Below are 25,600 nucleotides of genomic sequence, written 5' to 3'. Positions count from 1 at the left end.
AGGGTCGGAGCTTGACTAGGGGGGGATCACTCGACAGTGAACTCAATCGGCTCCATATCGAGGAACGCGGTTTCGTAGCCATCGTGCCGCGCCAGTTGAGGTGGTGTCTCGACGGTGATTCTGACCGTATCGTCCGTCTCAAGTTCATCGAGACCCATCCCATAGAAACTCCCGAGGTCGGGATCGAGGGACGCTTGGAGTGTCCCTTGTGCGATTGCGTCCCCTCCTCGATTGAGTGTTGCTGAAAGAGCCATCCTTGGGAGCATCACGCGATTGTAAGGTGTTCGAGGAGAGACGATCAGGAAGGGACCGTCACTATCGCTAAACCGATGGTCACCGTCAACGAGAGCAACGAGTATCGTCGCGTCACCGGATTTCCCTTCGTGGAGAAGTCGACCAGGAAGCTCGGATTTTGTCGGTACGACCGGTTCAGGGATCATTTCCATTTCCATCAGATCGACTGTCCCACGAATGCCCGCTTTTTCTCCCAACCGGCGAATCTCCAAATTGTACGTCTCGGCCGTATCGAACGTGAACTGCATCGTGGCAGCCTGCCCCTCTGTAAATCGCCCATCGAATGGACTCGTACGAGCGGTCTGCAACGGGCCGACCTGGAGCGTCACATCGTACTTCCCTTCCCCCGGCAGCGCAATATTGTCGCCGTAATGGAACCCCATATTCGGCGAAATCATCGGCCAGAGGTTGGTTGAGGACACTCGACCGTCGCTGTTACTGATTTCGACAGAGACGTCGACCGGAAGGATCGTCTCCGTCTCGGTGTCCCAGACACTCGCCATCAGATGCACCGAATCATCCGACTGAACGATGACTTTTGTCTTTCGTGAACCAGTGAGGTTCCAGAAACGGTGCGGGAAGGAATGCATCAGTGCAAATCCGAGATCGCCGGCCGTCGTCGTTCCGTACATTCCCATCCCTTCGATGATGGCAGGATAGTAGACGGCGTCAGGTCGATCCTCCACGAGTGGTGGATCACGCCATGCAGACTGCGTCTCGAATCCGAGCCGCCCCAGGCAACCAGACAGTACCAGGCCACCCGAGAGAGCAGTCCCCTGTTTGAGAAACGTTCTCCGATTCATATTCTCCTCTGAGATACTATGTTTGGTAGATTCATTGAGTCGACCTCGCTGTCGTCAACTGGGGGTTTCTGTAACTGCCCGTCTCGGCCATTCTGTGACTGTCTACGCCAAGCGAACAACGAATCCGGTGAGTACCAGGAGTGAGACAACGCCAAGTAACGTCGCCAGTAGGAGGTGCTTCTCTTCCATAGGTTTGGCTTCGATTGGATTTCTAAAGACACCTTTGAAACTACAACGTCACCTTCACATCTGGCATATCAACGAAGGCTGTCTCGTATCCTTCATGGCGAGCCGTTTGTGGGGGCGAATCGACTGTGATCGTCAGCTCATCTCCCGTCTGTACGTCCGCAACCGTTGTCCCGTAGTGATAGCGGAGTTCTGGATCGATGGTTGCCTGTAGAATTCCGTCGAACACTGACGTCCCATCACGGTGCAGTGTTCCCGAAAGCGACATCATCGGCAGCATCGTTCGATTGTAGGGTGTGCGCGGAGACACAGCGAGGTACTTCTGCTCCTCGTCACCACCGAAACGTGACGCGTCTTCGAGGATCGTAACCACGAACTTCGCGTCTCCGCTCGTCTCCGACCCACGCACGTTGCCGGGGAGTGCGTCCGGTGTCGGTACCTGCGAGTCCGGTAACATCTCCATGTCCATCAGGTCGACAGCACCCTTCGTGCCTTCCTTGTCGTCGGGGATGTCCGTGTACGAGATCTCATTGAGCGTCGATTCGCTGAACTCGAACTCGAACGTGAACGATGCGTTCCCCTGATTCTCGGCCAGCGACCCAGTCCGTCGCGTCGACGGCCCGCCGATGCTGACCTCGACAGTGTATGTGCCGTCGCCCTGAAGTTGTGCGTTATCACCGAAGTGAAAACCCATCGGCTGAGAGAGCATCGGCCACGGCGCGAACTGATCAATCGACTCCCCGTTCTGTGTAACCGTGAGCTGTGGATTGATATCGGGTGGGATGATCCCCGTCTGTGTCTCCCAAACGACCGGCATGAGATGAATCGAATCCTCGGGTTGAATCTCGACCTTCGTGATCCCATTCGGCTTCATCAGCCAGAACCGGTGCGCATACGAGTACGTGAGCGCACACCTGTACCCGCCCTGTTCCTTCATCCCGGGCATTTTCATGCCCTCATAGTGGGTCGGATAGTAGACTGCGTCCGGCCGGTTCTCGGGGAGCGGTGGTGCCCGTGCTGATCGCGTCTCGAACAGGCCGGCACACCCCGCGAGCCCCACGAGTGACGTGCCCCCGACCGCCCGAAGCACGTCACGACGATTCATGCGTCACCTCCTGTGCGTTCGACCGGCTGTGCAGGTGGAAGGGCACGCAACGACCGTGGGGGGACGAGGAAATTACCACGCCGCTCCGTCCGGACGTACTGCAGGATGCCGTTGTTGTTCCGCTGACCGACAGCCGACTGCTCGGTGACATCAGTTCCGTTCATCGCTTCTCTCGTGTCGACGAAATCGGTGATCCCTCGCTGGAGCGCGAGGAAATGGAGACTAGCGCTTCCATCATCGGTAGAATCGAAGTCGCGCCGAAGGATGAGGGGCGAGTCATTGTCGTCGCGAGCGCGGGCAGATTTCTGGGAGTGACCGACGACGCCCATCTCGCGGGCCGTCTCATCCGTTGGCTGACAGTCGTCGATTTTGCTGCTGGTTCCGAGATTGTCTCCAGCGCCCTCGATTACGTCGTTCTCGGCGTGGTACGGACAGAACATCTTCGCCTCACGTTGCCAGCGATCGTCCTGGTTGTACCACTGGTTGAGGTTGAGTTGAAGTTTGGAGATGTGCTGAGTCGTGCCATCGGCGAACGGCCCCGACTGAATCGTCACGCGATCTTCACTGGCCTGGTTCTTTTTGAAACCTGATTTGAATCCCATAAACAGGGGTGCGTCCTCGGGAACCTTATCGGCCGGAACACCCTCCGCATCGTCTGCATTCTCCGCCGGGAGTCCATCCCCGATAAATCCCGTTCGCCGGTCGGTGAGTGAGAAGACGTCGGTCAGTGCAGCGTCAGGCTGATCGACACCGTTGAGAGTCGATTTGTTCCCTTTGAGGGCTTCTTCGGCACCGAGCACCACCTGTGCCGTGTTACTTGCAAGATGGACGACTGCATCGGGCGTATCGAACTCGGGTTCCTCGAACGGAGCAAGTGCTTCCGGATCGGGGAGGTCAACGTCTTCGGGAAGCGATTCGTCGAATCGGTCGAAGTATGCCGGAGAATAACTCACCGTGAGCAATAGCCCATCCCCGCTTCGCTCGTAGGCGTGTTCGATGCCACGGAGGGCTGTCTCAACCTGTCCACGGTCGTCTTCGCTCGGTTGCCCGTCTCGTCGGTAATTCAAATAGAGGAGCACGCGATGGCTCGGAGCAACGACGTTCCCGTGGTCGTCCCGTGGGAGGGCGTCGTTCCAAGCGTGCTGGCGTTGTGGATGCGCCGACAGATCATCTGGTCCCGTCGGGATATCGACTTCTTCACGGCCCAGACACGCACTGAACGCCGCTGCACCTCCAATCGCGACGGCCGACTTGAGGAAGTCTCTTCGAGGGATACCTCTCTCATCACTCATTACCCGACAGTTAGGAAGTCAACGGAAAAGCGGTTCTGGTAGAGTTCTTGAATCTCCCCCTCAAGGCCGGTAGCGGACTATCTGGTGATGAGCTTCTTCACCAAGTTCCACCCGATAAATCGGGGGGTCCGCTCGCGGTATTCATCGTATTCCTGGCCATACTGCTCTCGCAGCCACGGTTCTTCGGCAAACGGGAACAGTGTGTACACGAGGATGGTCAAGACGCCGTGTACAGCCAGTTTCCTGGAGTTCACTGCGATGATCGCGCCGACGATGAACGTAATGAATCCTACGCTCTGTGGGTTGCGTGTGTACTGGTAGATACCGTCCGTCCGAAGCTCCCCTTCTCTTCCACTGCTTTCCATCCACCCGAGTTCGAAGAGTGCTGAGAGGGCAAACCCCATACCGAGTGCGGCGATACCGCTACCTGCGAGTTTGTTCCAGCGTTCGGTGAAGATGAACGAGTCTTGGTCGAGCGCAGCCAGCACCGGAAACCCAGCGAACACGACGGAGAGCGCTGACCAATTGAACCACCACCGCCACGAGCTGTCGCCGATGGGCCACACTCGACGGTCAGGATGAACCGCACTGATGGCGTACCCGAGAATCAGCGTGATATCCGCGACGACTGCCGTCAGCAGCGCGCGATCTGAGAACGAGAACATATGTGTATGTAGTGATTGTGCAGGACAAAAAAGTGAGTCAATCGTGGTTCGTGCCTAGAGACTGCCCCCTCAGAAGAAGTTTGGAACCACCAACCACTCGCTATAATTCTAACATCCGGGGATAATTCGAATCGACGTTCTCAGGTAACTGCGTTTCAAATTCAGACCACATGGCGGGATTTGTCCCACTTCATAGTGGGTTCATCGATCCGTGGTCCCTTCCGTTGCTCGCGGTGATCACCATCGCCGCTGCTGGTACAGCGGTGCTTCTGGGACTTGCGATCGGCGCGTTCGTTCAGCGCCAATCCCGCCCATATCTGTTAGTCGTCGCTGCGCTAGCTGCCCTTTTTGGACGCTCTGCAGTTGCGGGGATCACCATCGTAGGCCTGTTTTCACAAGCCGAGCATCACCTTCTCGAACACGGACTTGATATTATTCTTGTCGCGCTCGTCATTGCTGCGGTCTATCACTCTCGAACTATTTCGAACGAGACCAATTTGGATACATGACACACCAACGTGACCGGATTCACGAGTATATTGCCACCCACCCTGGAGAACACTTCAACGCACTCACGCGGAGACTCGACCTCGCACCAGGACAGGTACAGTACCACCTCAAAAAACTCCAGGCTCAGGGAAGTGTAGTCGAACTACCCCTCTATGGCCGGACTCACTATTACACACCTGGATATGACGCGTGGGAACGGGGAGCGATCGCTGTCCTTCGCCGGGAAACGGCACGCGACATTTTATTCTGTGTTCTCGAACAGGGGCCATCCAGACCGGACGCTGTCACAGAGTCTCTCGAGATTGCTCGGGGGACCCTCGAGTGGCACTTGAACCATTTGACGGAGCAGAATCTGATCGAGAAACATCGAGATACCAATAATCACGTGACGCTGGTCCCCGCCAAGCCGACTGAGACTACTCGTCTCCTCGAAGAGATTACACCCTCGCTGTCCGATCGGATGATCGACCGGTTCACCCGCCTCGTCGATAATCTACTGGCGGAGGAATCGTAACGAGTTTGCGAATGTGTTTCGTCGGAACGAGAACTTGATTGTTCGATTACTTTACTCGAACTGTCCCGACCATTCCAGATCCCTCATGTGGGATACAAAAGTACCCGTACGTGCCTGGTTCCTCAAACGTGTGCTCGTAGTTCTCGCCCGGGGCGATGAGTCCCTCGGTGACCCGGTTCCTCGCAGTACGTTCTGACTCGAAGCCACCACTTGCGAAATACGCGGCCGCGTCTGGAATCTCGTCTTCATAAGCCGTGACCGTGTGATCGATGTCACTCTCGTTCGTCCACGTAACCGTCTCACCAGGTTCGATCGTAGCGGTCTTCGGCTCAAATCTGAGGTCGCCGGGCATCGTGACGGTCTGGGCCGCCGAGGACTGTCCGCCCAGACACCCAGCCGTGCTAAGCATCGCCAGGGTGGCAGTGCTGAGTTGCAACACCGTCCGCCGATCGAAAAATTCGGGTGACATTGATACAGAGATGGGTGGTGCCGATTAGAGTACCACGAAGAGGTCAGTCACGTACATAATTGCGAGGCCGAGCAGGAATGCGAGTAGGTTCGTCGCACTCGCCACGCGACCGCCGGCATCACGAACCATTCGCGCGATCTCCCAGTCGACCTGTAGGATCGCACCAACGCCGATCGCGAGGAAGAAGGCACCGATCGTCGGCGAGTACGCGAGACTGCCGATCCAGCCACCGAGGATGACGGGTGCGCCGGCGATGACGCCGAGCGCGGCGAAGTGCTTGAGTGCCGGACGTTCCCCGCGAGCGACCGGCGCAACGACAGCCGGGCCTTCCGTCACGTTGTGAAGCATGAATCCGATCACGAGGAATGCGCCGAGCGACACGCGCCCGAGTGCGAACGAACTCCCGATTGCCAGCCCCTCCGCGAGGTTGTGCAGGCCGATCCCGACCGCGACCAGATACGCGATCCAGAGACCGCTGCTCGCCCGGCTATCACCAGCGGCGACGCGGCCCTCACGCCACGCACTGATCGCTTGGACGAGGAGGAGTGCGCCGAAGATTCCGAAGACGACCAAGAGGTTGCCCTCGTATGCGCCTGGAATCCGCTCGGCGAGCTCGAACGCCTCAAACCCGGCGTCGAACGCCAAGAAGCCCAGTACGCCAGCTGCAAATAAGAGAACGGCATGCAGCCACCGATCGCTCATCGTCTTGATGTAGGGGAACCAGAGCATCCCTAAGGCGACCGGAATCACGCCGACAAACAGTCCGATGACTGCAAGCGTCCCGAGCAGACTGAGGCTAAAGCCGGGCGACTGACTCGGCGCGACGATCGTATTATGGAACGTCGCTCCGTCGGAAAGCACGAGCGCGACTTCGAGGTCCCATCCCGGATTCCAGTGATACGGAATCACGATCTGTGCGCTTTCCATCGGGGCGAGCGTTTGGTCACCACCGGCTCCTTCGACCCGGAAATCCCAGTAGGCCTCGTCGACGAGAACCTGCGATATCGTCACGGATTCGGGCCCGTTGTTCGTCACGTGCAGGACGACCGTTTCGTCGCTCGGAAGCGTCGTGTGCGTGATCGTCACGTCGGGAAGCGGTGTGCCGCTCTGAACACCGGCGAGCGGGGACGTGAATGCGAACACACCCAAGACGAGTACGAGCAACACGACCGGGAGTAACGCGCTGACCCATCGCGGAAGCCCGAGCGGTTGTGTGATCTCTTCGTCAGCCGTTACACCACCGTCCGTCGTCGTGTCTTGTGTCTTATCCGTCACGTTAGACCACCTCGAAGAAGCTCATCCAGCCGAGTTCTGCGAACTCAGACTGGTGGGCGTGGAACATGTACAGGCCCGGCTCATGATCGGAGTAGTCTATCTCGATGATGCCGCGCTGCGCCTGGCATTGCATGATCGTGTCCACTGTCTTATTCGTCGGCGTCAGCGTCGTCCCGTGGTCGTAGTAGTCGAAGAACTGCGAGTGCGTGTGGAACGAGTTTATGAGGTCGAACTCCGTTGCATTGGAGAGGTAGACGCGCTGGCGTTCGTTCTTGTCGATCTGGATGGGGCGTTTCGTCTCGCCCGCCGTCCAGTTGCCCTCGCCGTCGGTGTCACCGACTCCGTAACCGAACGCCCGTGTGTTCGCCGCGTAAACCTCGTTGCCGCCATCGAAGTTGGTGTCGAACGAGTTCATCACCATCACCATCTCGTTGACGGCGTCGTTTTCGGCGTACTCGTGATTCCGGCTCTTTGCCTCTTCGACGAGTTGCTCCCGGAAGTCGTCGGTAATCGGGCCCGGGTAGTTGACGTACTCGCGTGGATTCTCCCTGACGCGTTCGGGGTCCGGATCGACGATGATCGTGCCGTAGAGTCCGCGGTGGATGTGCTCTTTCAACGGGAGCGAGTGGCAGTGATAGAAGTGCGTGCCAGCGGGTTGGGCGAGCCATTCGTACGTGAATGACTCACCCGTATCGAGTACGCCAGGCCCGTTTTGTGGGATCCCATCCATTCGCGGGTTGAGGTTCTTCAGGTGTGGATGGATCGTATGCGCGTGCCGTCCCAGATTCGTGAACTTCACGCGAATCAGGTCGCCCTCGACGGCGCGGATCGTCGGTCCGGGCACCTGGCCGTTGTATGCCCACGCCGAGAACTCGACGCCCGGCGCGATTGCTATCGTCGTGTCGACGGCGGTGAACTCGAATTCCCGTACGGTTCGGCCGTCCTCCTCGTAGACTTGTTGAGGAACGTTATCCTGCCCACTTTCTCCGGTATTGAACGCGGTGAGGAACTCGTGCGGGTCGAAATCTAAATCTCGGTATTCACCCACCGCACCGAAGTTACCGTGTTCATCCTCATCGTCGTGATCGGATGAGGCACTTGCCCGAGAACTACCGAGTCCGACGGCTGCACTCCCAGCGACACCGAGTCCGCCGAGGACCGTGCGGCGACTGACACTCGTTTCACCAGTGAGTGATTCGACCAGTCGCTCCTCGAGCCGTTCTGTGACGTTTGCTGCGCTACTGTAATCTATCGATGGCATGATCTCCTCCGCTGGTCAAGCCTTCGCATACCCATACACGTCTATTGCCCCACCCAATATATAAATTAGACTCATCTAAACTTAGATTGAGTCTAAACTAATAGCCTCCAGTAGGGAGACTCATTAGTTTAGTTTGAAGCCCCAGCGAGCGTTTGAGCGGATATAGATCGGGCAACTTCCTCTGGGAGTGCAACTCGTTCGTCGGTGCCATCGGGAACAAGCGTCACCATCCCAAATGAGGTAGTCTCAACAATTTCGACTACAGTTGTTGGGGTAATCCCGTGTTCAGACAGGTACCGGAGTAGATCTGGGTCATTGTCTGGCACCCGCTCGATTCGAACCTTATCGCCGACCTGCTGATCAGCGAGGGTTTCACCGGATTGTGGCGGTGAAACGTCCAGATCCGCTGTGGGAATCGGGTCGCCATGCGGGTCAACTGCCGGATCCCCGAGCTGCTCTGCAATTCGGTCAGCGAATTGATTGCTGATATGGTGTTCGAGGCGATCTGCTTCGTCGTGTACCTCAGCCCAATCGTACTCGAGGCGCTCCGTCAGGTATCGTTCTAAGAGCCGATGATGGCGAATGATTTCGAGCGCGACAGGAATTCCAGTCTCCGTGAGTACAACGCCCTTGTAGGGCTCGTAATGGACAAAATCGCGCTCGGCCAATTTTTTTACCATACTGGTGACTGACGGTTGTTCAACGTCCATGTACTCAGCGAGCGTCGAGGTCCGCACCCGTTCATCCGTTTCGTCCTGAAGGTAATAGATCGCTTTGAGATAATCCTCCATGATGGCGCTCAGCATTAGAATGGAATTAGACGGGGCTAAGTTTATAATTTGCCACGGGATGATTTGTCTTGTCGACAGCTGTGGGCGTAAATCTGAGATGGGTCCGGTTATCGCCACAGTCAACACTTGCACATTGATTTTCCGTATCTTCCTGTTGTGTTACTCACTGAGACTCAGAATGGCGGGTCGAGAATTCGAACCTTTATAATATAGACGGGAGAAGTCGGCGATGGAATGTCTGACCTCATCGTCAAAGCAGCCGTGAAGGACGCACTCTCGGACCAGAACGTCTCGGCAGATTTCTACGACGCCCTCGACGAAGAGGTCGCCGACCTGCTCGACGACGCCGCAAAGCGTGCTGAGGCCAACGACCGGAAGACGGTCCAGCCCCGCGACCTCTAATTCGGAAGGTACCACACCGACGCTCGAAGTCACTCCCCGTTTTAAGGGAGTTGTGACTGGAAGGTACTCCTATGAGTGTCACAGCCGAATCAATTCAAGTCGAGAATGTGGTCGCGTCGTCCGATATCGGTCAAGAACTCGATCTGGAAACGCTTTCTGAGGATTTAGGAGCCACCGACTACGATCCCGATAACTTCCCTGGACTCGTATATCGGATGCACGATCCTAAAGCCGCAGCGCTCATTTTCCGCTCGGGGAAAGTCGTCTGTACGGGTGCAAAAAGCGTCGACGATGTGACGACTGCGTTGGAATACGTCTTCGACGAGCTCCGTGAATTGGGTGTCGATGTCGCTACCTCTCCAGATATCGAAATCCAGAATATTGTCTCAAGTGGGGACCTCGACCACACACTCAATTTGAATGCGATTGCGATCGGCCTTGGTCTCGAACATATCGAATACGAACCAGAGCAGTTCCCGGGGCTCGTCTACCGGCTTGACGACCCGGACGTCGTCGCACTCCTCTTCGGGAGTGGAAAGCTCGTCATCACGGGCGGAAAACAGCTTGACGATGCTGAACAAGCGCTTACAGTGATTGAAAACCGGCTCACTGACCTCGGGTTACTGGAGTAATTCAACGACACAGAACAGTTGGCAGGGTACACTGGCACTGGTGAGTACATTTTTGAATCTGCTCTCCCCGTGTTAAGTTAGTGCGATGGCTGATGCCGAACGGGAGGTAGATGATGTCCTGTCCGGGAATGTTCTTTCAGTCCAAGAGCTGAACGACCGAATTGCATCGGTCGTCCAGGACACGCCTGCCCTCAACGGCGTCCGCTGTATTGGCGAGGTCACGGATCTCCACCAGAACAGTACCGCCCTCTATTTCACCCTGACCGACGGCGATGCCGAGCTTCCCTGTATGCTCTGGGCGAACCGCTATCAGAAGATGGACGCTGACCTCGAGGACGGGGCGGAGGTCATCCTCGAAGGCGATATCGACTACTGGACAGAGGGCGGGAAAATCGACCTCAAACCGTGGGAGGTGATCGTCGTCGGCGACGGCGACCAGGCAGCTGCCGTCGAGCGGCTGCGAAGCGAACTCGAAGAGCGTGGCTGGTTTGACGACGAGCAGAAACAGCGCCCGCCGGCGTTCCCAGAGCGAGTCGGTGTCGTGACCTCCCTCCGGGGCGACGCTCGCTACGACATCCAGAGCGCGATCCACGAGCAGGACCCCACCGTCGACATCCTGGTGAAGGATGCGACCGTCCAAGGGTCAGAGGCCCCGACGTCTATCGCGAACGGGATTCACCATCTGGACCGCTCCGAGGAGGTCGACTCGATCATCGTCGGCCGTGGCGGCGGGAGTGATTCGAACCTCCAGGCGTTCAACACCGAGCGGGTCGCGGAAGCTATCTTCACCGCGAACACCCCGACCGTCACGGCGATCGGGCATACTGACGACCGGTTAATCGCAGATCAGGTCGCGGATGTGGCAACGATCACGCCGACGGCCGCTGGCGAGTATATCGTGAATTCCCGCGAGGAGTTCTTCGCGGGCGAGGTCAAGCCGCTGGCACAGCAACTCGACGCTGCGTACGAAACCTTCCAGCAGGAGCACGAACATGAACGAGAGCTTGCTGAAGCAGTCGACGAGGCGGCCGTACCCGAGGGCCTCCCGCCGGTCTACTACAAGGCCGCAATCGCTGTGCTGTTGTTGCTGTTGTTGGCCATCACTGGGCTTTGGTTAGGGGTGATCTAAGCGTGGCAAACGACCAAGAGATCCACGACCGGCTGGCCCGTGTCGAAGAAATCATTGAGCAGCTCGATGCGGACGAGTGTGACCTCGATGAAGGGACAAGGCTCCACGAGGAAGGTCAGGAACTCTTGGCCGAGGTGCAAGAAATCCTCGACAACGGGCGTGGAGAGGTCGTGGAACTCGAGTAGAGCGCCATTCCAACCTTAACCAACAGACAACGGCATCTAACCCCGTTGTTGGTTAACGGTACCTTTGCAAGGTGAACGAACTCTCCAGTTATAATTTACTTTAGATTTTTGCGCCAGTTGGTGGCCAGAAAGCATATACCGATCTTCTAGCTATCGCACCACCATGGACCGGGGCTCAACCGGTGCATACCCACCCCGCACATATGATCACACGGGCAGTCACCATCGAAGACATCGATGATCTGTACCTGACGTGGAACAGCCATATCAACGGTTCCGCCCTCTATCGCCGCGCCCTCCGAGATGAGATGGAGCTTCGCGACGTCGACCCCGACGAGCTTCGAGATCTCTTCGAACGGGCCCGCGAACAGGGCTACACGAAAGACGAGATCGTCGACGAGACCAACCGCTACGCTGATCTCAAAGCACTCGTCGACGACGCAGAGGAGTAACCCGCTATGTCACAGGACAATACGCCCTCCGAGACGGCTTCGAATCGCGCTGAAAGCCATCCGACGGCATCGAGTAGGCTTCCCAGGCAAGCTGTGTTCATCGTCGTCGTCCTGAGCCTGTTCGCTGTGGAACCCGCCGCCGCACAGACGAATGCCGTCTGTAGTGCGGACAACCTCCCCAGCATGATCGAGGGCTTCTTCCAGCTTACCACGGCGCTGGGCATTGTCGGCCTCGCAGTCGTGTGGCAGGCTGACTCCCTTATCGAGATGTTCACGATCACGCCCGAGCAGAAGAAGGGCCTCAAGCGGCACAAACGGTCGGCGATGAAGTCCGCGGTCGTCCTCGTCGCCCTCGGGCCACTCTACACCGTCGCTGGGTCGATGATGAACCTCCCGCTGGCGCAGTGTGTCGACCTCGCCCCCTGGTAGGCAACTACCACCCCCGTCGCGAGCCCCCATGACACAACGAGAGCTCTCCGTGCTAATGGCCGCCCTGTTCGTGACGAGCCTAGTCACGGGTCTCGTCACTGCAAACCCGCCACGGCCAGGCACGGAGGGAAATGGGCTCACTGAGAATGAATCAGCGACGCTGTGGTCTCGCGACGCGGACAACTACATCACCCAGGAAGAGTACCAGCAGCGCTACGGCGAGAGCCGGACCGCGATGCACCAGCTCGCAAACGGGACGGACATCACGTTCAAGCGCCCGCCGGAGACAGCTGCAACGTGGACGCGAAACGATTTCGCTGATCTCGAACCCGGTGGGTCGGATACGTCTGTGCATCCGCGCCACGCGTCGCTCGAAGATGGGGTGTTCATCGAGGACGCCCACGCCACAGTGTTCGCAGTGCAGCCGTCGACGCGAGGTCACTTGGAGTCGGGTGAAACCCCGCTCTATATCGCGCCGAACGGCACGATGCGGGGGTTCGTTGACTATCGTGTTCGCGTCCCGAACGGAAGCTCTTCGGGGAACACGACGATCGAGTGGTCGCTCACGAGCAACGAGGTCGAGGAGGTTCGATTGCAGAAGGACGGCGAAACCATCGTCGAGAGCGACGGCTCGCACACGCCGGCCCTCGACTACCAGATCGAGGACGACTGGAGTGCAAACCTCACGCTCGAAGCCGAGATCAGCGTCCGGTTGAAGAAGACCACGCGAATCGACCGAGGCGACGAGACCGATGTCGAGGTCACGTACCGAACCGAATCGCTCAACGTCTCGGATTCGATCGCCGTCGAGATTTACGACCTCTCGGCGTACCCCTACTACGCCGAGTACCCCAATGGTGACGCTGGTGTGGCTATCTTCCAGTCCAGACCGTGGCAGGGGTACACGCTCACGGAGAATGGAAGCGCACGAGTGCGTGGCGTCTGGCGGTTCTACACCGCTCGGAACACCAACTGGGATACACTCGTCAGGTCGAACCGGACCGACAGCGCCACCGTCGAGTCTGACGCGATTCCGGTCTATGTTCACGCGTATCCGTCGCGAATCGGCCCGCGTGCTGAACCAGTTCGCGATGGCCCAGAGATCATCGACACCTGGGGCACTGACCGACCGTCTCCGGACGGAACGCTCGGTGAGAACATCAACATCGACATCGTCAACCAGTCGTACACGACGACGTACGGCGTCGCAGTTCGCGCGGAGAACGTCGACCGCAACGCGCTCCAGGTAGCGGGGATCGTACGGGGCGTGAACGCCTCGATTGTGGCACCTGACGCTGGCTCTGAGCGGCAGCTCCGGCGCAGTAATCTGACTGTTGAGGTGCTCCAGCAGAACGAAAGTCAGGCCACACTCCGCATCGAACTCCGGGACAACGAGACCGGCGCACCAATCGTGCTCAGCGATCCCGACCGACGATATCCAATCGGTGGGAACACTCGCAACGGGTACATCACCGTCGCGGAGCAACGCGTCGAGACCAACGCCTCCGGGGTGGCGATCGTGACGATCGACGAGCCGGGTATCTACACGGCTCGGTACCATCCGGGTTCGTGGCTCGGGCACGACCCCGCGTATGTGAGTGCGACGGCAACAGCTCGGTGGCATCCGCTCGGCACCATCGACGGTTGGTTCTCGTTCATTTTCGAGGTTGGCTGGCAGCTCATCCCGTTTATTGTGATGTTCTACGCTGGCAAGCGGCTCCTCCGAATGCTCGGTCCAGAAGACATCTTCCAACGGAACCCATAGTCCATGACTAGAAACCACCCACACATCAGTCGGCGAACCGCCCTCCGAACAGTCGCAGGTGCCGCCCTCGTAAGCGTCGCTGGCTGTCTGAACGACAATGACGGTTCTGGGACGCCTGGTGACGGAACGACCTCCCCAGATAGCAACGGCCCACTCACGCGTATCGCTGTTGAGGGGATAACACTCGTCGTCGAACTCTCCGAAGAGACCGACATCGACCAAGTCAATCTCATCCAGCCGAACGGCGAGTTATTCGGAAAGCGTGACGTAGCCGCAGGTGCTCAGCAGGTTTCATTCGAGATTGGCACCGCGTATGCGCCCGGTGAGTACCGCGTACTCGCGTTGAAAGGCGAGGAGACTGTCGCAGAAACCTCGCTCGCTATCCAGCCGGAATTGGTGATACGAGATGTTGGGCTCTATCGGAATAACCCGGATAAACCATGGGATGAAGTCTATGGCGAAAGCCAAACGGATTCGAAAAAGAATGGGGAAGCATTCGTCACCGTGGAGAATACCGGGAGTGGTCCAGAAGCAGTAGTTGAACTCCGATTTACCGGGGACGTTCCCAATCCTGTCGATGATCCCCGTGGAAGTGGGATATACGAAAAAGAACGTGTCATAGTCGGTGCAGGTGAGACAGTAGATATCTTCAGCGACTCGTTCCCGTTTGGCTCGGAAATCGGGGAGGATGGTATGGGTTGTTCAACTGATGGAAATAGCGGGCAGTTTACTGTCGTACTGGAGACTCGAACTACAGGCCAACAAGTCACGAAATCCTACGACGTGGAGTACACTGGCTCTGACGAGATGCAGAATTGCGAGGTCACAATTAGCGAGGCTTGATGTATGGTTGATCTCATTGATGTCGTCTTAGAGGGGTTCAAGGGCGTTGTTGACTGGATTATTGGCCTCTTCATGGATGGCCTGACGACCGGTTATAATACGCTCACCGAGGAATTATTCGGAACTCCTACACCTCAAACAGATGGCGCATTCGTTTTTGGCGAACCATCGAACGCACCCTGGACCACAATTCAAGATTCCCTCGTTGGCGGCGAAATCATGCTCATCGCATTACTGCTGCTCGTAATGAGCGTCCAAGGCCGGCATACAATCCGGATATTCAACATCGGAAGTGCCTATGAGGCAAGGAAGACGAAGAAAACGGCGTGGGTGGGTGCCTTCCTGATTATCGTCTGGTATTGGATTGGTGTACTCTCTCTCTATATCGTGGACGGGTTTTCAATCGCACTGATGCCGAGTATGGCTTCGCTTCGGAACGCTATGTTGGGCTTCCTCACCGTGTCTCTAACGAATCCAGGATTGTCTCTTCTATTCGCCCTGCTCGGAGGAATTTCGATGTGGGCATTGCAGGCACTGTTCTACATCCGTGAGATTCTCCTCTACGTGTATCTCTACGGAATGCCAATCGCAATCGCTCTCGGATATGGGAATATTCCTGTTGTGTCTGATATCGCATTGGGCTTTGCCAAGCGATTTGTGCCCCTGGCTGTCCTGCCATTGCCGGCAGCGATGGTCTTCAAGGGGTACGATTTGATATACGGCGGTGGAACTCTCACACCAGGAACAGCGTTTCTCAAATATCTCGTTGCTGCGTCCCTCCCGCTGGTCGCCCTCTACATCACGTGGAAGACGTTCAAATACGCGACGCCGTTGACGGCCAAAGTCGTCGGCGGTGCAACGAAAGGCGCAGCACTCGTTGGCGGTGTCGCCGCTGGAGCCTACGTCGGTGGCGCCGGCGTCGCGACGACCGCCGCTCGGTGGGGGCCGAAAGCCGCCGCTGGCCACGCCGTCGCGCAAAAAGCGGCTGCCCGCGGTGGGCATGGAGGAGACGATGGCGGGACGCCATCGTACCGTCGAACAGAGAATGACCCTGGTGGAGCGACAGCGGAATCGGCGAGTGACGACCGTGGGATGGAGTTTGATCGAGGAATCCACTAACAATGTCAGCAGATCAAGACGCGGCCGCACGGCGTATCATGGATCAGTTCGGCGAGGAGAGCCGCATCCCGTATCTCAATATCGAGGAAGGAGACGTTGGCATGCTCATCGCCTTCCCCATTATTGGGCTGTTTATCGCGGGCCTCACCGGGATCGAATCACTGGCCCTCCCGTTCGTTGCTGGCGGGCTTGGCTTTGGCGTCGCCGTCATCTACGTCTCACCAACCCACCTGAACGCCTGGACGTGGACGAAAGACGTCTATCGGTACCTCAAACGACCTCAGGTCACGTTCAGTGCGCCCGCCGACGCCGACACGAGTACCAACGAGTCGGAGCGGAACGAAGGCGGACTCGCGAACTACACGCCGTTCAAGCCGGACGAGCGGACACAGGACCTCACGAACATCAAGCGGGCGTGGCCGGGCGCTGGTGCTATCCAGCGTGAAGACGGCGCGATGGAGGCATTCATCGAGATCGATCCGGCCAACATGGACTTCGCGATGTCCGACGACTGGGCGCAGCTCCAGGATGCTGGCGAAGAGTTCGCCAACAAAGAGCTGGACTCGAAGCTCAAACTCCACGCCACAACCCGTTCCTTCCCGGTCGAGCAGATCACCGAGACCATTGAGGAGCGCCTCACTGACGAAGACGTCACGGAGAATCCGATCTTCCGGGAACTCCTCGAAGAATATCGGGAAACACGGCCGAAGGAGATGCGTGACCGGGGCATTCAGCAGGTCCGGTACTACATCGGCGTTGAAGTCAGCCCGATAGAAGTGTACGACCGCTTCCGTGACGAGGGCACCCCCGCCGAGAAGCTGACCCAGTTCCCGGTCATCGGATTCCTGTTCAACCCGTTCGTCACCCGCCGCGAGGACCTCACCGACGTCGAACGTCGTGCGCAGATGTTCGAGAAGCTCGACAGTCGCGTGAATGATGTTCGCTCCGAGTTCATCCAGCAGGCGTCGGGGTGGTCCGCACGTCGACTCAGCACGGTCGAGCTGTTCGTCCTGAATATGGACTTCTGGAACGGCCGCGAACATGACTACGACGAGGCGGAACGTGTCGTTCGCGACCAATCGATCATCGGCCACTCGCGCCGGGAGGACCCACACGATGCGTAACGTGATCCTCCAGACTGATGGTGGCGCGCTTGGCTCCGTCGCCGGGTGGCTCCAGAACCTGACACCAGCAGAGAGTGCAGTACTAGCCCTTGCAGTGGGTCTCGGCCTTGGCGTCGGCAGTAAGTACCTCTGGGACCGCTTCACTGCGGATGATGAACCAGAGGTAAACTTCACCGATGTCCTCGATGAGGAGACACTCGAAGAAGGCGAGGCCGAACGCAAGCTCCTCGACGACATCTCCGAGTCGCACAAGACCGTCACCGCGCCCGGAGCTGTCGAGTGGGAGACGCGAGCGGCACGGGTCGGCGAACAGTGGACGACGACGCTGTACATCGCTAACTATGCCGACTATCCCAACGACGGGTATCTGAGTGACCTCTTCGAGATGACCGATGTCCAGTTCGATCTGACGGCCCACATCACGCCGAAAAATCAGGAGCGGGCCCGGAACGAACTGCAGGACATCGCTGACGACCTCCAGGTCGATGCTGACCTCGAACAGAGTATCCGGAGTGCCTACCTGCAGGAACGCGCCAACGAGGCCGCAGCGACGTACAAGGCCGTCGAGAACGGCGCGAACGTGTTCGACCAAGGGATGTTCATCACCGCCCGGGCCGACGAGAAAGACGAGCTCAGAGATGCCGTCCAGACGGTCAAGAGCGCGCTCCGCGACGACCCGGCGAACCTCACGCCGAAGACCGCAATTTGCCGGCAGGATCTCGCCCTCCAGTCCGCCGCGCCCATCGGCGACAACGAGTTCGGGCGGACGTCGATTGCGCTCGGCGGCGCCGTCGGCGCGTTACTCTCCTCCCCGCACAACGCGACGATTCTCGAGGAGGGTGGCGTCGAGTTCGGAATTCACAAGGACAACCAGAGTCCGGTGGTCATCGACCCGTTTGCCCGTGATAACGGGTACGCGATGTTCACCGTCGGCGACACCGGCTCCGGAAAATCGTTCAGCTCCAAGCAGAATTTCATCCGCTCTATCGAGCAGAGCAAGGACCGCATCGGCATCATCCTTGAGCCATTGAACAACTGGGCTGGTGTCTCAGAGGCGCTCGACGCCAAGCGGATCACCGTCGGTGGGACGCTCGGGCTGAATCCCCTGGAGATCCGCGAGACGCCCGAGCACGTCCAGCGAGCGATGGGTGAGGACGCGAGTCCGTTCAACGAGAAGCTCGACGACGCGATGAGCTTCCTCACGAACTTCTTCGCCCTCCGGGGTATCTCACTGGGAGATCGGCGCACCACGCTCGAACTCGCCCTCAAACGTGCCTACCAGCGCAACGGGATCACCGACGACATCTCGACGCACGACAATCCGAGTCCGACCATCCGTGATATGATGGACGTGTTCGAGGATATGGTCGACGACCCCGAGGAGTTCGTCGTCCGGTCCGACGAAGAGGCAGGGAAGATCAAGGAGGATGCGACGTGGCTCCTCGACCAGCTCCGCCCCTTCGAGGACGACGGTCGCCACGCGAATCTCGGCCAAGAATCGGATTTCGACATCCGCAATGAGAAGGTCATCTACCTCGACCTCGCTCAGCAGGAGGGCAGCGTCGACAGCAGCACGGCACTGACGATGCAGTTGCTGATCTCGCTGGTGTACGAGCGGGCGAAGGTCTCGGAGAAGGAGGTCGTGTTCTACATCGACGAGGCGCGCTACATCATGCAGGACGCCGCGAGTCTGGCGTTCCTCGAGACGGTGTTCCGGCACCACCGCCACCACGACCTCTCGATCCGGCTGGTCACCCAGACCGTCGACGAGTTCTTCGAGCACGCCGAATCTGAGGCCATCCTGGACCAGTGTGCGGTCAAGCAGTTCCACCGCCTCGACGGGATGGATGATGAGTGGGCCGACGAGTTCGGGCTGAACTACGCACAGATGCGGTTCGTCCAAGACGCCGTCCCCGGCAACGAGGACGCCGGCTTCTCCGAGGCCCTCGTGGGCGTCGACGGCGAATGGCGTGGGATCCAGGTCAAAGCGATGCCCAAGGAGAAGCAGGTCATCGACTTCGAGCCAACCGAGCAACGGCGAGACTCACTCCCGGGGACTGGTGAGAATGCTGTGGACGCGGAGGTGCAGGCGTTCCAAGACGATATTGAAAGCCGAACGACCGACAACGGACAACGCCCACCTGAGCAGACGCCAGCAGAGACTGATGGTGGCGCAGCGGGAGGTGACGACGATGCGTGAGTACCTTCGCGTGACGCCAACCTCCGAACGGCTCAATTCGGAGCGTCTGCCGCAGGCACTGGAGAGCCTCCACAAACTGACCTCAACGGACTCGACAGGGCTAGCTGACAAACTCAATCCGCTACATAGCGACACGCCGATACGATTCGAATTTCTCGCGCTGAGCGAGGGGGCGGATGACCCCGTCGAATTCTACTACGGTGCCGATGACCATCTGGATACCCTGAAGAAACGGCTCCGGTCGATCTATCCAGAGACGTTCGACATCGAGCGTACCGAGGTCGACGTCGCATCCCGACTCGTTCAACCTGTCGAATTCGACCGCGAGACATTCGTCGAGCACTATGAGTCGGGCGAGCTCTCGTACGAGTTCGGTCCTGACGAGCAATACGAGCGTGGCAGTGACGACAACAGTCAAGCGGGTCAAGGGGACGCCAAATCAGTCGCGGATGGAGGAACAGTCGGCGACCAGTCTCCCGACCACTTCATCGAGATCGGCGATACTGCCCTCGAACTCGCCCCACCAGATGCGATTCCCGAGGATGAGCCACTCACGACACTTGCCAAACCAACGGTAACATCGGAGGGGACGATACTCGCCCGGCCAGCGACCGAATCCGTCTCCCCACTCGGCGTGCGGTGGCAAGGGTCGGCAACTCGGAAGCAAGACTGGATGACCTCACTCTCGCCATTTACTGCCGACGACGAAGCAGAGCTCCCAGCCGTGGATCAACCAGGGGGTGCGCTCGCGTCGCTCGTCGATCACCTAATGGAGGCGACAGCACCAGTAGCGTTCCAGGTCGTCTTCCAGCGACGCGAGAACTGGCAGTCCGATGCCGACCTTCGCAAGGAGGACGTCATCGACGGACGGGACACACTCGCACAGGAGATTATTGGCTCCCTCTTCGAACTCGACGATCAGCCGGAGAGTCGGGATAGAAACCAGCTGAGCGACGCGGTTGCAAAACGTGTCGCGGCAATCGAGGCAACAAATCCGAAGCGGTCGTTCACCGCGAACATCCGAGCAGTCGGGATTCCATCCGGTGGTGACGGTCGCGATGATCTCGATGAGCGGATGCAATCACTTGTTCCGGTATTCGACCCGCTTGACGGGCCGTACTACCAGGTTGAAGCCGAGCGGTTGCGTGACAGCGGCTTCCGGGCAGCCACGAAAGACCGGAACGCACGAGCGGCGCTGCAGCGGCTCTTGGATCGTGAGATCACGACTGGCCGTGGAAAGACCCGACCGGAGTTCGTCCTGAGTGGCCGAGAACTCGCGCACTTCGTACTCGTCCCCTCCTCGGAACAGCTTACTGTCGAAGGGGCACGTGGGACGCGTGCAGAACAGCAGAGTCGGAATCCGTTGCCCCGTCCTCATCAGGACCTCATGCGTGAGTTCCGAGACGGGATGGCAATCGGGTATGCCCTCGACGACACCGGCGAGGCCGAAGACGAGCCGACACACATTCCACCCGGACTGCTGCCCACTCATTACGGCCGGTTCGGAACAACCGGCTCTGGGAAGTCGAAAGCCCTCATCAACGATATGCTGTCGCTGTACGACAACACCGAGGGGCCGACGATCCTCATCATCCCGAAAAACGACGATATGGCCCAGAATTACATGCGGGCTCACGCGCGTCGGTTCGGAATGACCGACCTCGAAGAGAACGTCGTCCACTTCCCGATTCCGGACGTCCTCCCCGGGTTCTCGTTTTTCGATCTCGAACCGTCGATGGAGAGCGGACGGCGCCGCGAAGACGCCGTCCAACGGAAGGCCGACCACTACGAAGAGATTTTGAAGCTCGTGATGGGAACCGACCGCTACGAGCGGGCGACTGTGGCTCCAACTCTCATCAAGACACTCATCAAGGCACTGTTCGACGAGGAATACGGGCGTGAGAACGGGCTCTACCGAGCGTCGACGGATTACTTTGCCCACCGACAGCTCGAACACGTCGTCGACCAGCTCTGGGAGGCCGGGCCACCGAACGAGAACATCGGCGACGCCCCACGGTCGAGCGACGAGGAAGTCACGCGGACGATTCGACGGCAACTCCAGTTAGATTCGAACACCTTCGCGAACGTGATGGGGGGTGTCGGAAACCGTCTCGCCTACATCTCACAGGATACGCACCTGCGGCAGATCTTCAACAATACCGAGAACCAGTTCGACTTTCGGGATGTCCTCGACGAGGATACGGTCATCCTCTTCGACCTCGGAGATCTCCGCGACGACGCTGCCCGGATCATGACTGGTGTGATCCTGACCAATCTCGATGCAGCTCTCAAGGACCGCAAACAGGCCCTCTCCCAGCACTCGGACGACTACGTCGTGAACTTGCTCGTCGACGAGGCAGCGTCGGTCGTAGTCTCCGACATCATGAATGATCTCCTCGAGAAAGGCCGGGGATTCCGGCTCTCTGTTGGCCTGTCGATGCAGTTCCCCGAACAGATGGAGGCTGAAGGTGGGCGGAAGATCTACCTGAATGCTCTGAACAACATCGGCAGTTCACTCATCGGGAAAATCAACGTCGACCGGGAACTGGCGCGAGCGATGGCCCACGAAGAGATGGACCCCGCGGATTTCGCCAATCGGATTCGTTCGTTGCCACGAGGGGAGTGGATCGCCAGCCTGCCAAGCCCGACGTTCGGTGAAACGGGGCCGTATCCGTTCAGTCTCGAACCACTCCCGATTCCACCGGGCCACCCCGAGAGCGAATCTCCGCTCACAGAGCGTGAAGAGGAGCAGTTCACTGAGACACTCTCCTCGATGCACGAGAACATCAGCGAGGAACACGGCGTGCCGGCTGCAACAGACGCCTCAACAACGAGAACACCGACCGACGGACACGGAGTGCTCGATATCGCGAGCGACGACCTGGACGTCGCGATTGCGACGGTGGTCCGGAGTCTCCAGCTTCGAGAAGGATGCCGTGAGGAGAACGGTTGGGTGGCCGTTGAAGCGGTTGACGACGAACTCAGACGCCTCTTTGACGACGTCGACGCCGAGCCGCCATCGTATGATGCACTCGCGGACATTCGCGAACGATCACGATACCTCGATACGACCGTCGATATCGACGCCGACGAGCTCCGCATCCGGCTCACTGACGCCGGAGAAAAGGTCGCGACACCCGATACTGGTGGCGTGCAGGCCGCCGGTGGGAGTGCCCACGACGCAGCACTCCTTCAGATCGAAGAAGAACTCACTGCACTCGGTTTCACCGTCTCGATCCTCGCACAGGATGGCAGCGAGAAACCTGACGCGAGGGCGAGCCACTCCGACGTTGCAGACCGATTCGCCATCGAAGTCGAAACGACGACACCCGAGAATCCCGCAAAGGTGCTCACGAATCTCCGGAAAGCCCAAGAAGCAGGGGATATCCCGCTGTTTGTCGTTCGCCCAGGAAACGACGAAACTGAGTGGGCCGAGCGTGTCGACGGCATTCTCACACCACCCGTCCGTACCCTCCAGAATGGTGAGACACGGTTCTACACGACTGACTCGAATCTCACGTTCAACGGTGGAGCGACCGAAGAAGGTGGAGTGACGGCCGTGCGACCGGCGACCGACGACGAGAACGGGACCCAGAACATCTGGCAGCGTGATGGCGACGAGATCGTCCTTCGTGATACCAGCGGGACGGAACACATCCGCCTCCCGTCGCTTGGAACACTCTCGAAAGATCGTGTTCCAGCCATCTACAGCTACGACCACGCTGCCGACGAGTACGTCGTATACGAGCACGGTGAGCAACACATCTACGAGACGAAATCGGCGTTCGAGGACGACTGGGTACGTGTCAAGAAGCCATTCGTCCCCGAAGCCGACCTCCCCGTACCAGAATACACACGTTCGACGTACGGCATCCTTATCCTTCACGATGAGGCGAAATCGGTCGTGTATGAAGACGGTGAGAAGCGGCCACTCTCGGCAATCACTGACGGGGCATTCCGTCCCGCATCGCCTGAATCAGCGGCCGCTGACGAACCACCCAGTCAGACCGACCAGGCCGATGAGAAAGTCGAGGAAGACCAATCGCCACCGTCGTTCGAATCGTTCGTCGACGAATATCTTGTCGAAGACGCGGATGGAGCCGTGCCGAAAGATGACGTATTCCGCCTTTACAACGACTGGGTAGAGGCACATGGCATCGACGACCCGCTGAATAAGAGCTGGTTCACACGGAAGCTCAACACCCATATCGAGGTGGACTCCACGAAGAAGCGAATCGACGGGGAACCCGTCCGGCATTACACTGGTGTCCGCATCCGGTCTGAAGAGGACTTTCAGCCATGAAACGGACGTACACAGTCCAATTCCCGATTTTATCGCGAGTTCTCGGGAACTGTTCCTCCCAGACAGAATCATGACTCCATCCGAACAAACTCGCAGGTCGGGAACCACCAGACGGCGGCATGTTCCACCCAAATCCTCAATGGGTGGAACACCAACGAACCGAGCGAAATGGGTGGAACACGCTCACGTCCTGCGATTTGCAACCAGCTATAGCGAGTGTTCCACCCAACAACCAACTAGGATAGAACGGGGGGTCCCCGTTGGGACCAAGGGATTGGATCGCGACGTACAGCAGAGAGCGTTCTGTGCTGGCTCAGAGCCAGTGAGAGCCATGCGAGGTCCTACGTGAGGATGAGTGAACCTATGATCGACGAGCCGGAGGCGATTCCGGAGACGTTACGCGAACGCGACCAGTGGGTGTGCTGGCGCGAAGAGGAGCGAGACGGCAAACCGACGAAGATTCCGGTGACGCCAGGGGCTGGGGGATTCGCGTCAGCAACCGAGTCGGAGACCTGGGCGAGTTTCGAGACAGCACTCGACTACACTGAGACGGAGCACGCCGATGGTATCGGGTTCGTGTTTACTGACGACGACTCCATCGTCGGTGTCGATCTGGACGACTGCCGCGATCCCGAGACAGACGACGTCGACGACGCAGCGTTGGACATCATCGCACGACTCGACTCCTATACGGAGGTGTCACCGTCCGGTACCGGCTATCACGTCCTGATCACTGGCACACTCCCCGACGGGCGGAACCGGCGCGGAAGCGTCGAACTGTATGACACGGCACGTTTTTTCACCGTCACTGGCGACCACGTCGACCGGACCCCAACGCGTGTTGCACGCCGGCAGGACGCACTCACAGCGATTCACCGTGAGTACGTCCAGGAAACCGAGCGTGACACAGCATCCGAGTCCGAACAGCGTGGTGGCGCTGCCGCCCGATCACCGACGACCGACGCAGCCGACGTCGACGTCGACCTCGAAGACGAGGACCTCCTCGAGAAAGCGCGAAACGCATCCAACGGCGAGAAGTTCGAGCGGCTCTGGAACGGGAATACGGTCGGCTACGACAGTCAGTCCGAGGCCGACATGGCGCTGTGCTGTTTGCTGGCGTTCTGGACCGGTGGTGACCGGACCCAAATGGAGCAGCTGTTCCGCCAGTCGGGATTGATGCGGGAGAAGTGGGACGAGGTCCACTACGCTGACGGGTCGACGTACGGCGAGAAGACCATCGAGCGAGCGATTGCGACCACGTCGGAGTTCTACGACCCGAACGCCGGCGGCGATACCGAAGATCCCCACGGCACACCTGACAGGGTCGCAACTGGCGGGACGCCTGACGAGGCAGACCGGAGTCGTGCGTATCTGGTGGAGAAAAACCGCTTGTTGAGTAAGCGCGTCGACGAACTCGAGGCAACACTCGAACAGAAGACTGAGCGGATCGAAACCCTCGAAACAGAGATCGAGCGCCTCACCGACGAACTCGCAGCCCGTGATCAGGAGACTGCGCAATCCCACGAGGAAGACTCCGGTACTGCGAGCGAGACCGGTGATGACTCAGAGCCAGCCTCGCTGTTGCATCGATTCTTCGGTGGCCAATCTTAGTAGCGGCGCCGCTTCACCGCCATCCGAAAACCTCTCTCGAGCGTTCTGATTCTGCGAGCCGAGAAGATTAACCAACAGACTCGCTATATCGCGCTATTTGTTGGTTAACTACGCTCGCTCTTATGTAGAATTGTGGAAAGACCCGATAACGAGACACTCAACCGCTGTCTCGACAGATCCTCCAGCGAGAGTGAGTGATCGAACGATACCGAAGGTGTGAGCGGCCTGTTCCAAGCCCTGC

The 25,600-nt window shown here is 58.6% G+C and carries 23 protein-coding genes and 1 pseudogene; 15 read left to right on the top strand and 9 right to left on the bottom strand.

Annotated features, from left to right (window positions below):
* Nucleotides 1-26: 26 nt before the first annotated feature.
* From NDI54_RS19095 to NDI54_RS19080, 4 genes are all read right to left on the bottom strand, one after another.
* Nucleotides 27-1,097, bottom strand: coding sequence for an iron transporter (locus NDI54_RS19095; protein WP_142980695.1), 1,071 nt, complete (start codon nt 1,095-1,097; stop codon nt 27-29).
* 229 nt (nt 1,098-1,326) lie between these two features.
* Nucleotides 1,327-2,388 (bottom strand): iron transporter, encoded by a 1,062-nt coding sequence (locus tag NDI54_RS19090; protein ID WP_310897969.1) that lies wholly within the window; start codon nt 2,386-2,388, stop codon nt 1,327-1,329.
* Nucleotides 2,385-3,680, bottom strand: a complete 1,296-nt coding sequence (locus tag NDI54_RS19085) for a twin-arginine translocation signal domain-containing protein (RefSeq protein WP_142980636.1) — start codon at nt 3,678-3,680, stop codon at nt 2,385-2,387. Before NDI54_RS19085 ends, NDI54_RS19090 begins: the two co-directional genes overlap by 4 nt.
* A gap of 77 nt (nt 3,681-3,757) precedes the next feature.
* Nucleotides 3,758-4,345, bottom strand: coding sequence for a methyltransferase family protein (locus NDI54_RS19080; RefSeq protein WP_142980637.1), 588 nt, complete (start codon nt 4,343-4,345; stop codon nt 3,758-3,760).
* Between the two features lie 170 nt (nt 4,346-4,515).
* Between NDI54_RS19080 and NDI54_RS19075 the strand changes: the two genes are divergently transcribed.
* Together NDI54_RS19075 and NDI54_RS19070 are read left to right on the top strand one after the other, a co-directional pair.
* Nucleotides 4,516-4,854: a DUF7471 family protein gene (locus NDI54_RS19075; protein WP_142980638.1), complete on the top strand. Its 339-nt coding sequence runs from the start codon at nt 4,516-4,518 to the stop codon at nt 4,852-4,854.
* Nucleotides 4,851-5,369 carry a winged helix-turn-helix transcriptional regulator gene (locus NDI54_RS19070; RefSeq protein ID WP_142980639.1) on the top strand — a complete coding sequence of 173 codons (519 nt, stop codon included), beginning with the start codon at nt 4,851-4,853 and terminating at the stop codon, nt 5,367-5,369. The genes NDI54_RS19075 and NDI54_RS19070 overlap by 4 nt, the downstream gene beginning before the upstream one ends.
* Before the next feature lie 46 nt (nt 5,370-5,415).
* Here the strand turns inward: NDI54_RS19070 and NDI54_RS19065 are convergent, their stop codons facing one another.
* From NDI54_RS19065 to NDI54_RS19050, 4 genes are all read right to left on the bottom strand, one after another.
* Nucleotides 5,416-5,838: a cupredoxin domain-containing protein gene (locus NDI54_RS19065; protein WP_142980640.1), complete on the bottom strand. Its 423-nt coding sequence runs from the start codon at nt 5,836-5,838 to the stop codon at nt 5,416-5,418.
* Between the two features lie 24 nt (nt 5,839-5,862).
* Nucleotides 5,863-7,113, bottom strand: coding sequence for a ZIP family metal transporter (locus NDI54_RS19060; RefSeq protein ID WP_142980641.1), 1,251 nt, complete (start codon nt 7,111-7,113; stop codon nt 5,863-5,865).
* Nucleotide 7,114: 1 nt separating this feature from the next.
* Nucleotides 7,115-8,374 (bottom strand): multicopper oxidase domain-containing protein, encoded by a 1,260-nt coding sequence (locus tag NDI54_RS19055; protein WP_142980642.1) that lies wholly within the window; start codon nt 8,372-8,374, stop codon nt 7,115-7,117.
* Between the two features lie 128 nt (nt 8,375-8,502).
* Nucleotides 8,503-9,180: a metal-dependent transcriptional regulator gene (locus NDI54_RS19050; protein ID WP_142980643.1), complete on the bottom strand. Its 678-nt coding sequence runs from the start codon at nt 9,178-9,180 to the stop codon at nt 8,503-8,505.
* Nucleotides 9,181-9,399: 219 nt separating this feature from the next.
* Between NDI54_RS19050 and NDI54_RS19045 the strand changes: the two genes are divergently transcribed.
* The 13 genes from NDI54_RS19045 to NDI54_RS18985 all read left to right on the top strand — a co-directional run bounded on the left by NDI54_RS19045 (nt 9,400) and on the right by NDI54_RS18985 (nt 25,359).
* Nucleotides 9,400-9,567, top strand: coding sequence for a DUF1931 domain-containing protein (locus NDI54_RS19045; RefSeq protein WP_122106698.1), 168 nt, complete (start codon nt 9,400-9,402; stop codon nt 9,565-9,567).
* A 71-nt stretch (nt 9,568-9,638) separates the two neighbouring features.
* Nucleotides 9,639-10,199, top strand: a complete 561-nt coding sequence (locus tag NDI54_RS19040) for a TATA-box-binding protein (RefSeq protein ID WP_049987858.1) — start codon at nt 9,639-9,641, stop codon at nt 10,197-10,199.
* Nucleotides 10,200-10,284: 85 nt separating this feature from the next.
* On the top strand, nt 10,285-11,328 hold the full coding sequence (gene xseA, locus NDI54_RS19035) for an exodeoxyribonuclease VII large subunit (protein ID WP_142980644.1): 1,044 nt from the start codon (nt 10,285-10,287) through the stop codon (nt 11,326-11,328).
* Between the two features lie 2 nt (nt 11,329-11,330).
* A complete protein-coding gene (gene xseB / locus NDI54_RS19030; RefSeq protein ID WP_142980645.1) occupies nt 11,331-11,513 on the top strand; it encodes an exodeoxyribonuclease VII small subunit in 183 nt (60 codons plus the stop codon).
* Nucleotides 11,514-11,716: 203 nt separating this feature from the next.
* Complete coding sequence (locus tag NDI54_RS19025; RefSeq protein WP_049987855.1) at nt 11,717-11,965, top strand: hypothetical protein; 249 nt, start codon at nt 11,717-11,719, stop codon at nt 11,963-11,965.
* 6 nt (nt 11,966-11,971) lie between these two features.
* On the top strand, nt 11,972-12,394 hold the full coding sequence (locus tag NDI54_RS19020) for a hypothetical protein (protein WP_092893804.1): 423 nt from the start codon (nt 11,972-11,974) through the stop codon (nt 12,392-12,394).
* Nucleotides 12,395-12,422: 28 nt separating this feature from the next.
* Nucleotides 12,423-14,159 carry a hypothetical protein gene (locus NDI54_RS19015; protein WP_310897968.1) on the top strand — a complete coding sequence of 579 codons (1,737 nt, stop codon included), beginning with the start codon at nt 12,423-12,425 and terminating at the stop codon, nt 14,157-14,159.
* 3 nt (nt 14,160-14,162) lie between these two features.
* A complete protein-coding gene (locus tag NDI54_RS19010; RefSeq protein ID WP_144927664.1) occupies nt 14,163-15,002 on the top strand; it encodes a hypothetical protein in 840 nt (279 codons plus the stop codon).
* A gap of 3 nt (nt 15,003-15,005) precedes the next feature.
* Entirely contained in the window at nt 15,006-16,121 is a 1,116-nt protein-coding gene (locus tag NDI54_RS19005) for a hypothetical protein (protein WP_142980851.1), read from the top strand.
* Nucleotides 16,122-16,123: 2 nt separating this feature from the next.
* Nucleotides 16,124-17,245, top strand: a complete 1,122-nt coding sequence (locus NDI54_RS19000; protein ID WP_142980850.1) for a hypothetical protein — start codon at nt 16,124-16,126, stop codon at nt 17,243-17,245.
* The gene (locus NDI54_RS18995; protein WP_142980849.1) at nt 17,238-19,445 is read left to right on the top strand and encodes a VirB4 family type IV secretion system protein; all 2,208 of its coding nucleotides are present in this window, start codon (nt 17,238-17,240) and stop codon (nt 19,443-19,445) included. Before NDI54_RS19000 ends, NDI54_RS18995 begins: the two co-directional genes overlap by 8 nt.
* The gene (locus NDI54_RS18990) at nt 19,411-23,748 is read left to right on the top strand and encodes a primase-like DNA-binding domain-containing protein (protein ID WP_310897967.1); all 4,338 of its coding nucleotides are present in this window, start codon (nt 19,411-19,413) and stop codon (nt 23,746-23,748) included. Before NDI54_RS18995 ends, NDI54_RS18990 begins: the two co-directional genes overlap by 35 nt.
* A gap of 351 nt (nt 23,749-24,099) precedes the next feature.
* A complete protein-coding gene (locus NDI54_RS18985) occupies nt 24,100-25,359 on the top strand; it encodes a phage NrS-1 polymerase family protein (protein ID WP_310897966.1) in 1,260 nt (419 codons plus the stop codon).
* Nucleotides 25,360-25,479: 120 nt separating this feature from the next.
* On the opposite strand, the pseudogene NDI54_RS18980 reads toward NDI54_RS18985, so the two are convergent.
* Nucleotides 25,480-25,600: pseudogene (locus tag NDI54_RS18980) on the bottom strand (IS1595 family transposase); the annotation flags it as partial.

It is taken from the genome of Haloarcula terrestris (genome assembly GCF_031624315.1).
GTDB lineage: Archaea > Halobacteriota > Halobacteria > Halobacteriales > Haloarculaceae > Haloarcula > Haloarcula terrestris.
The sequence above is the reverse complement of the archived record's forward strand: the minus strand, read 5'-3'. Positions and strand labels throughout refer to the sequence as shown.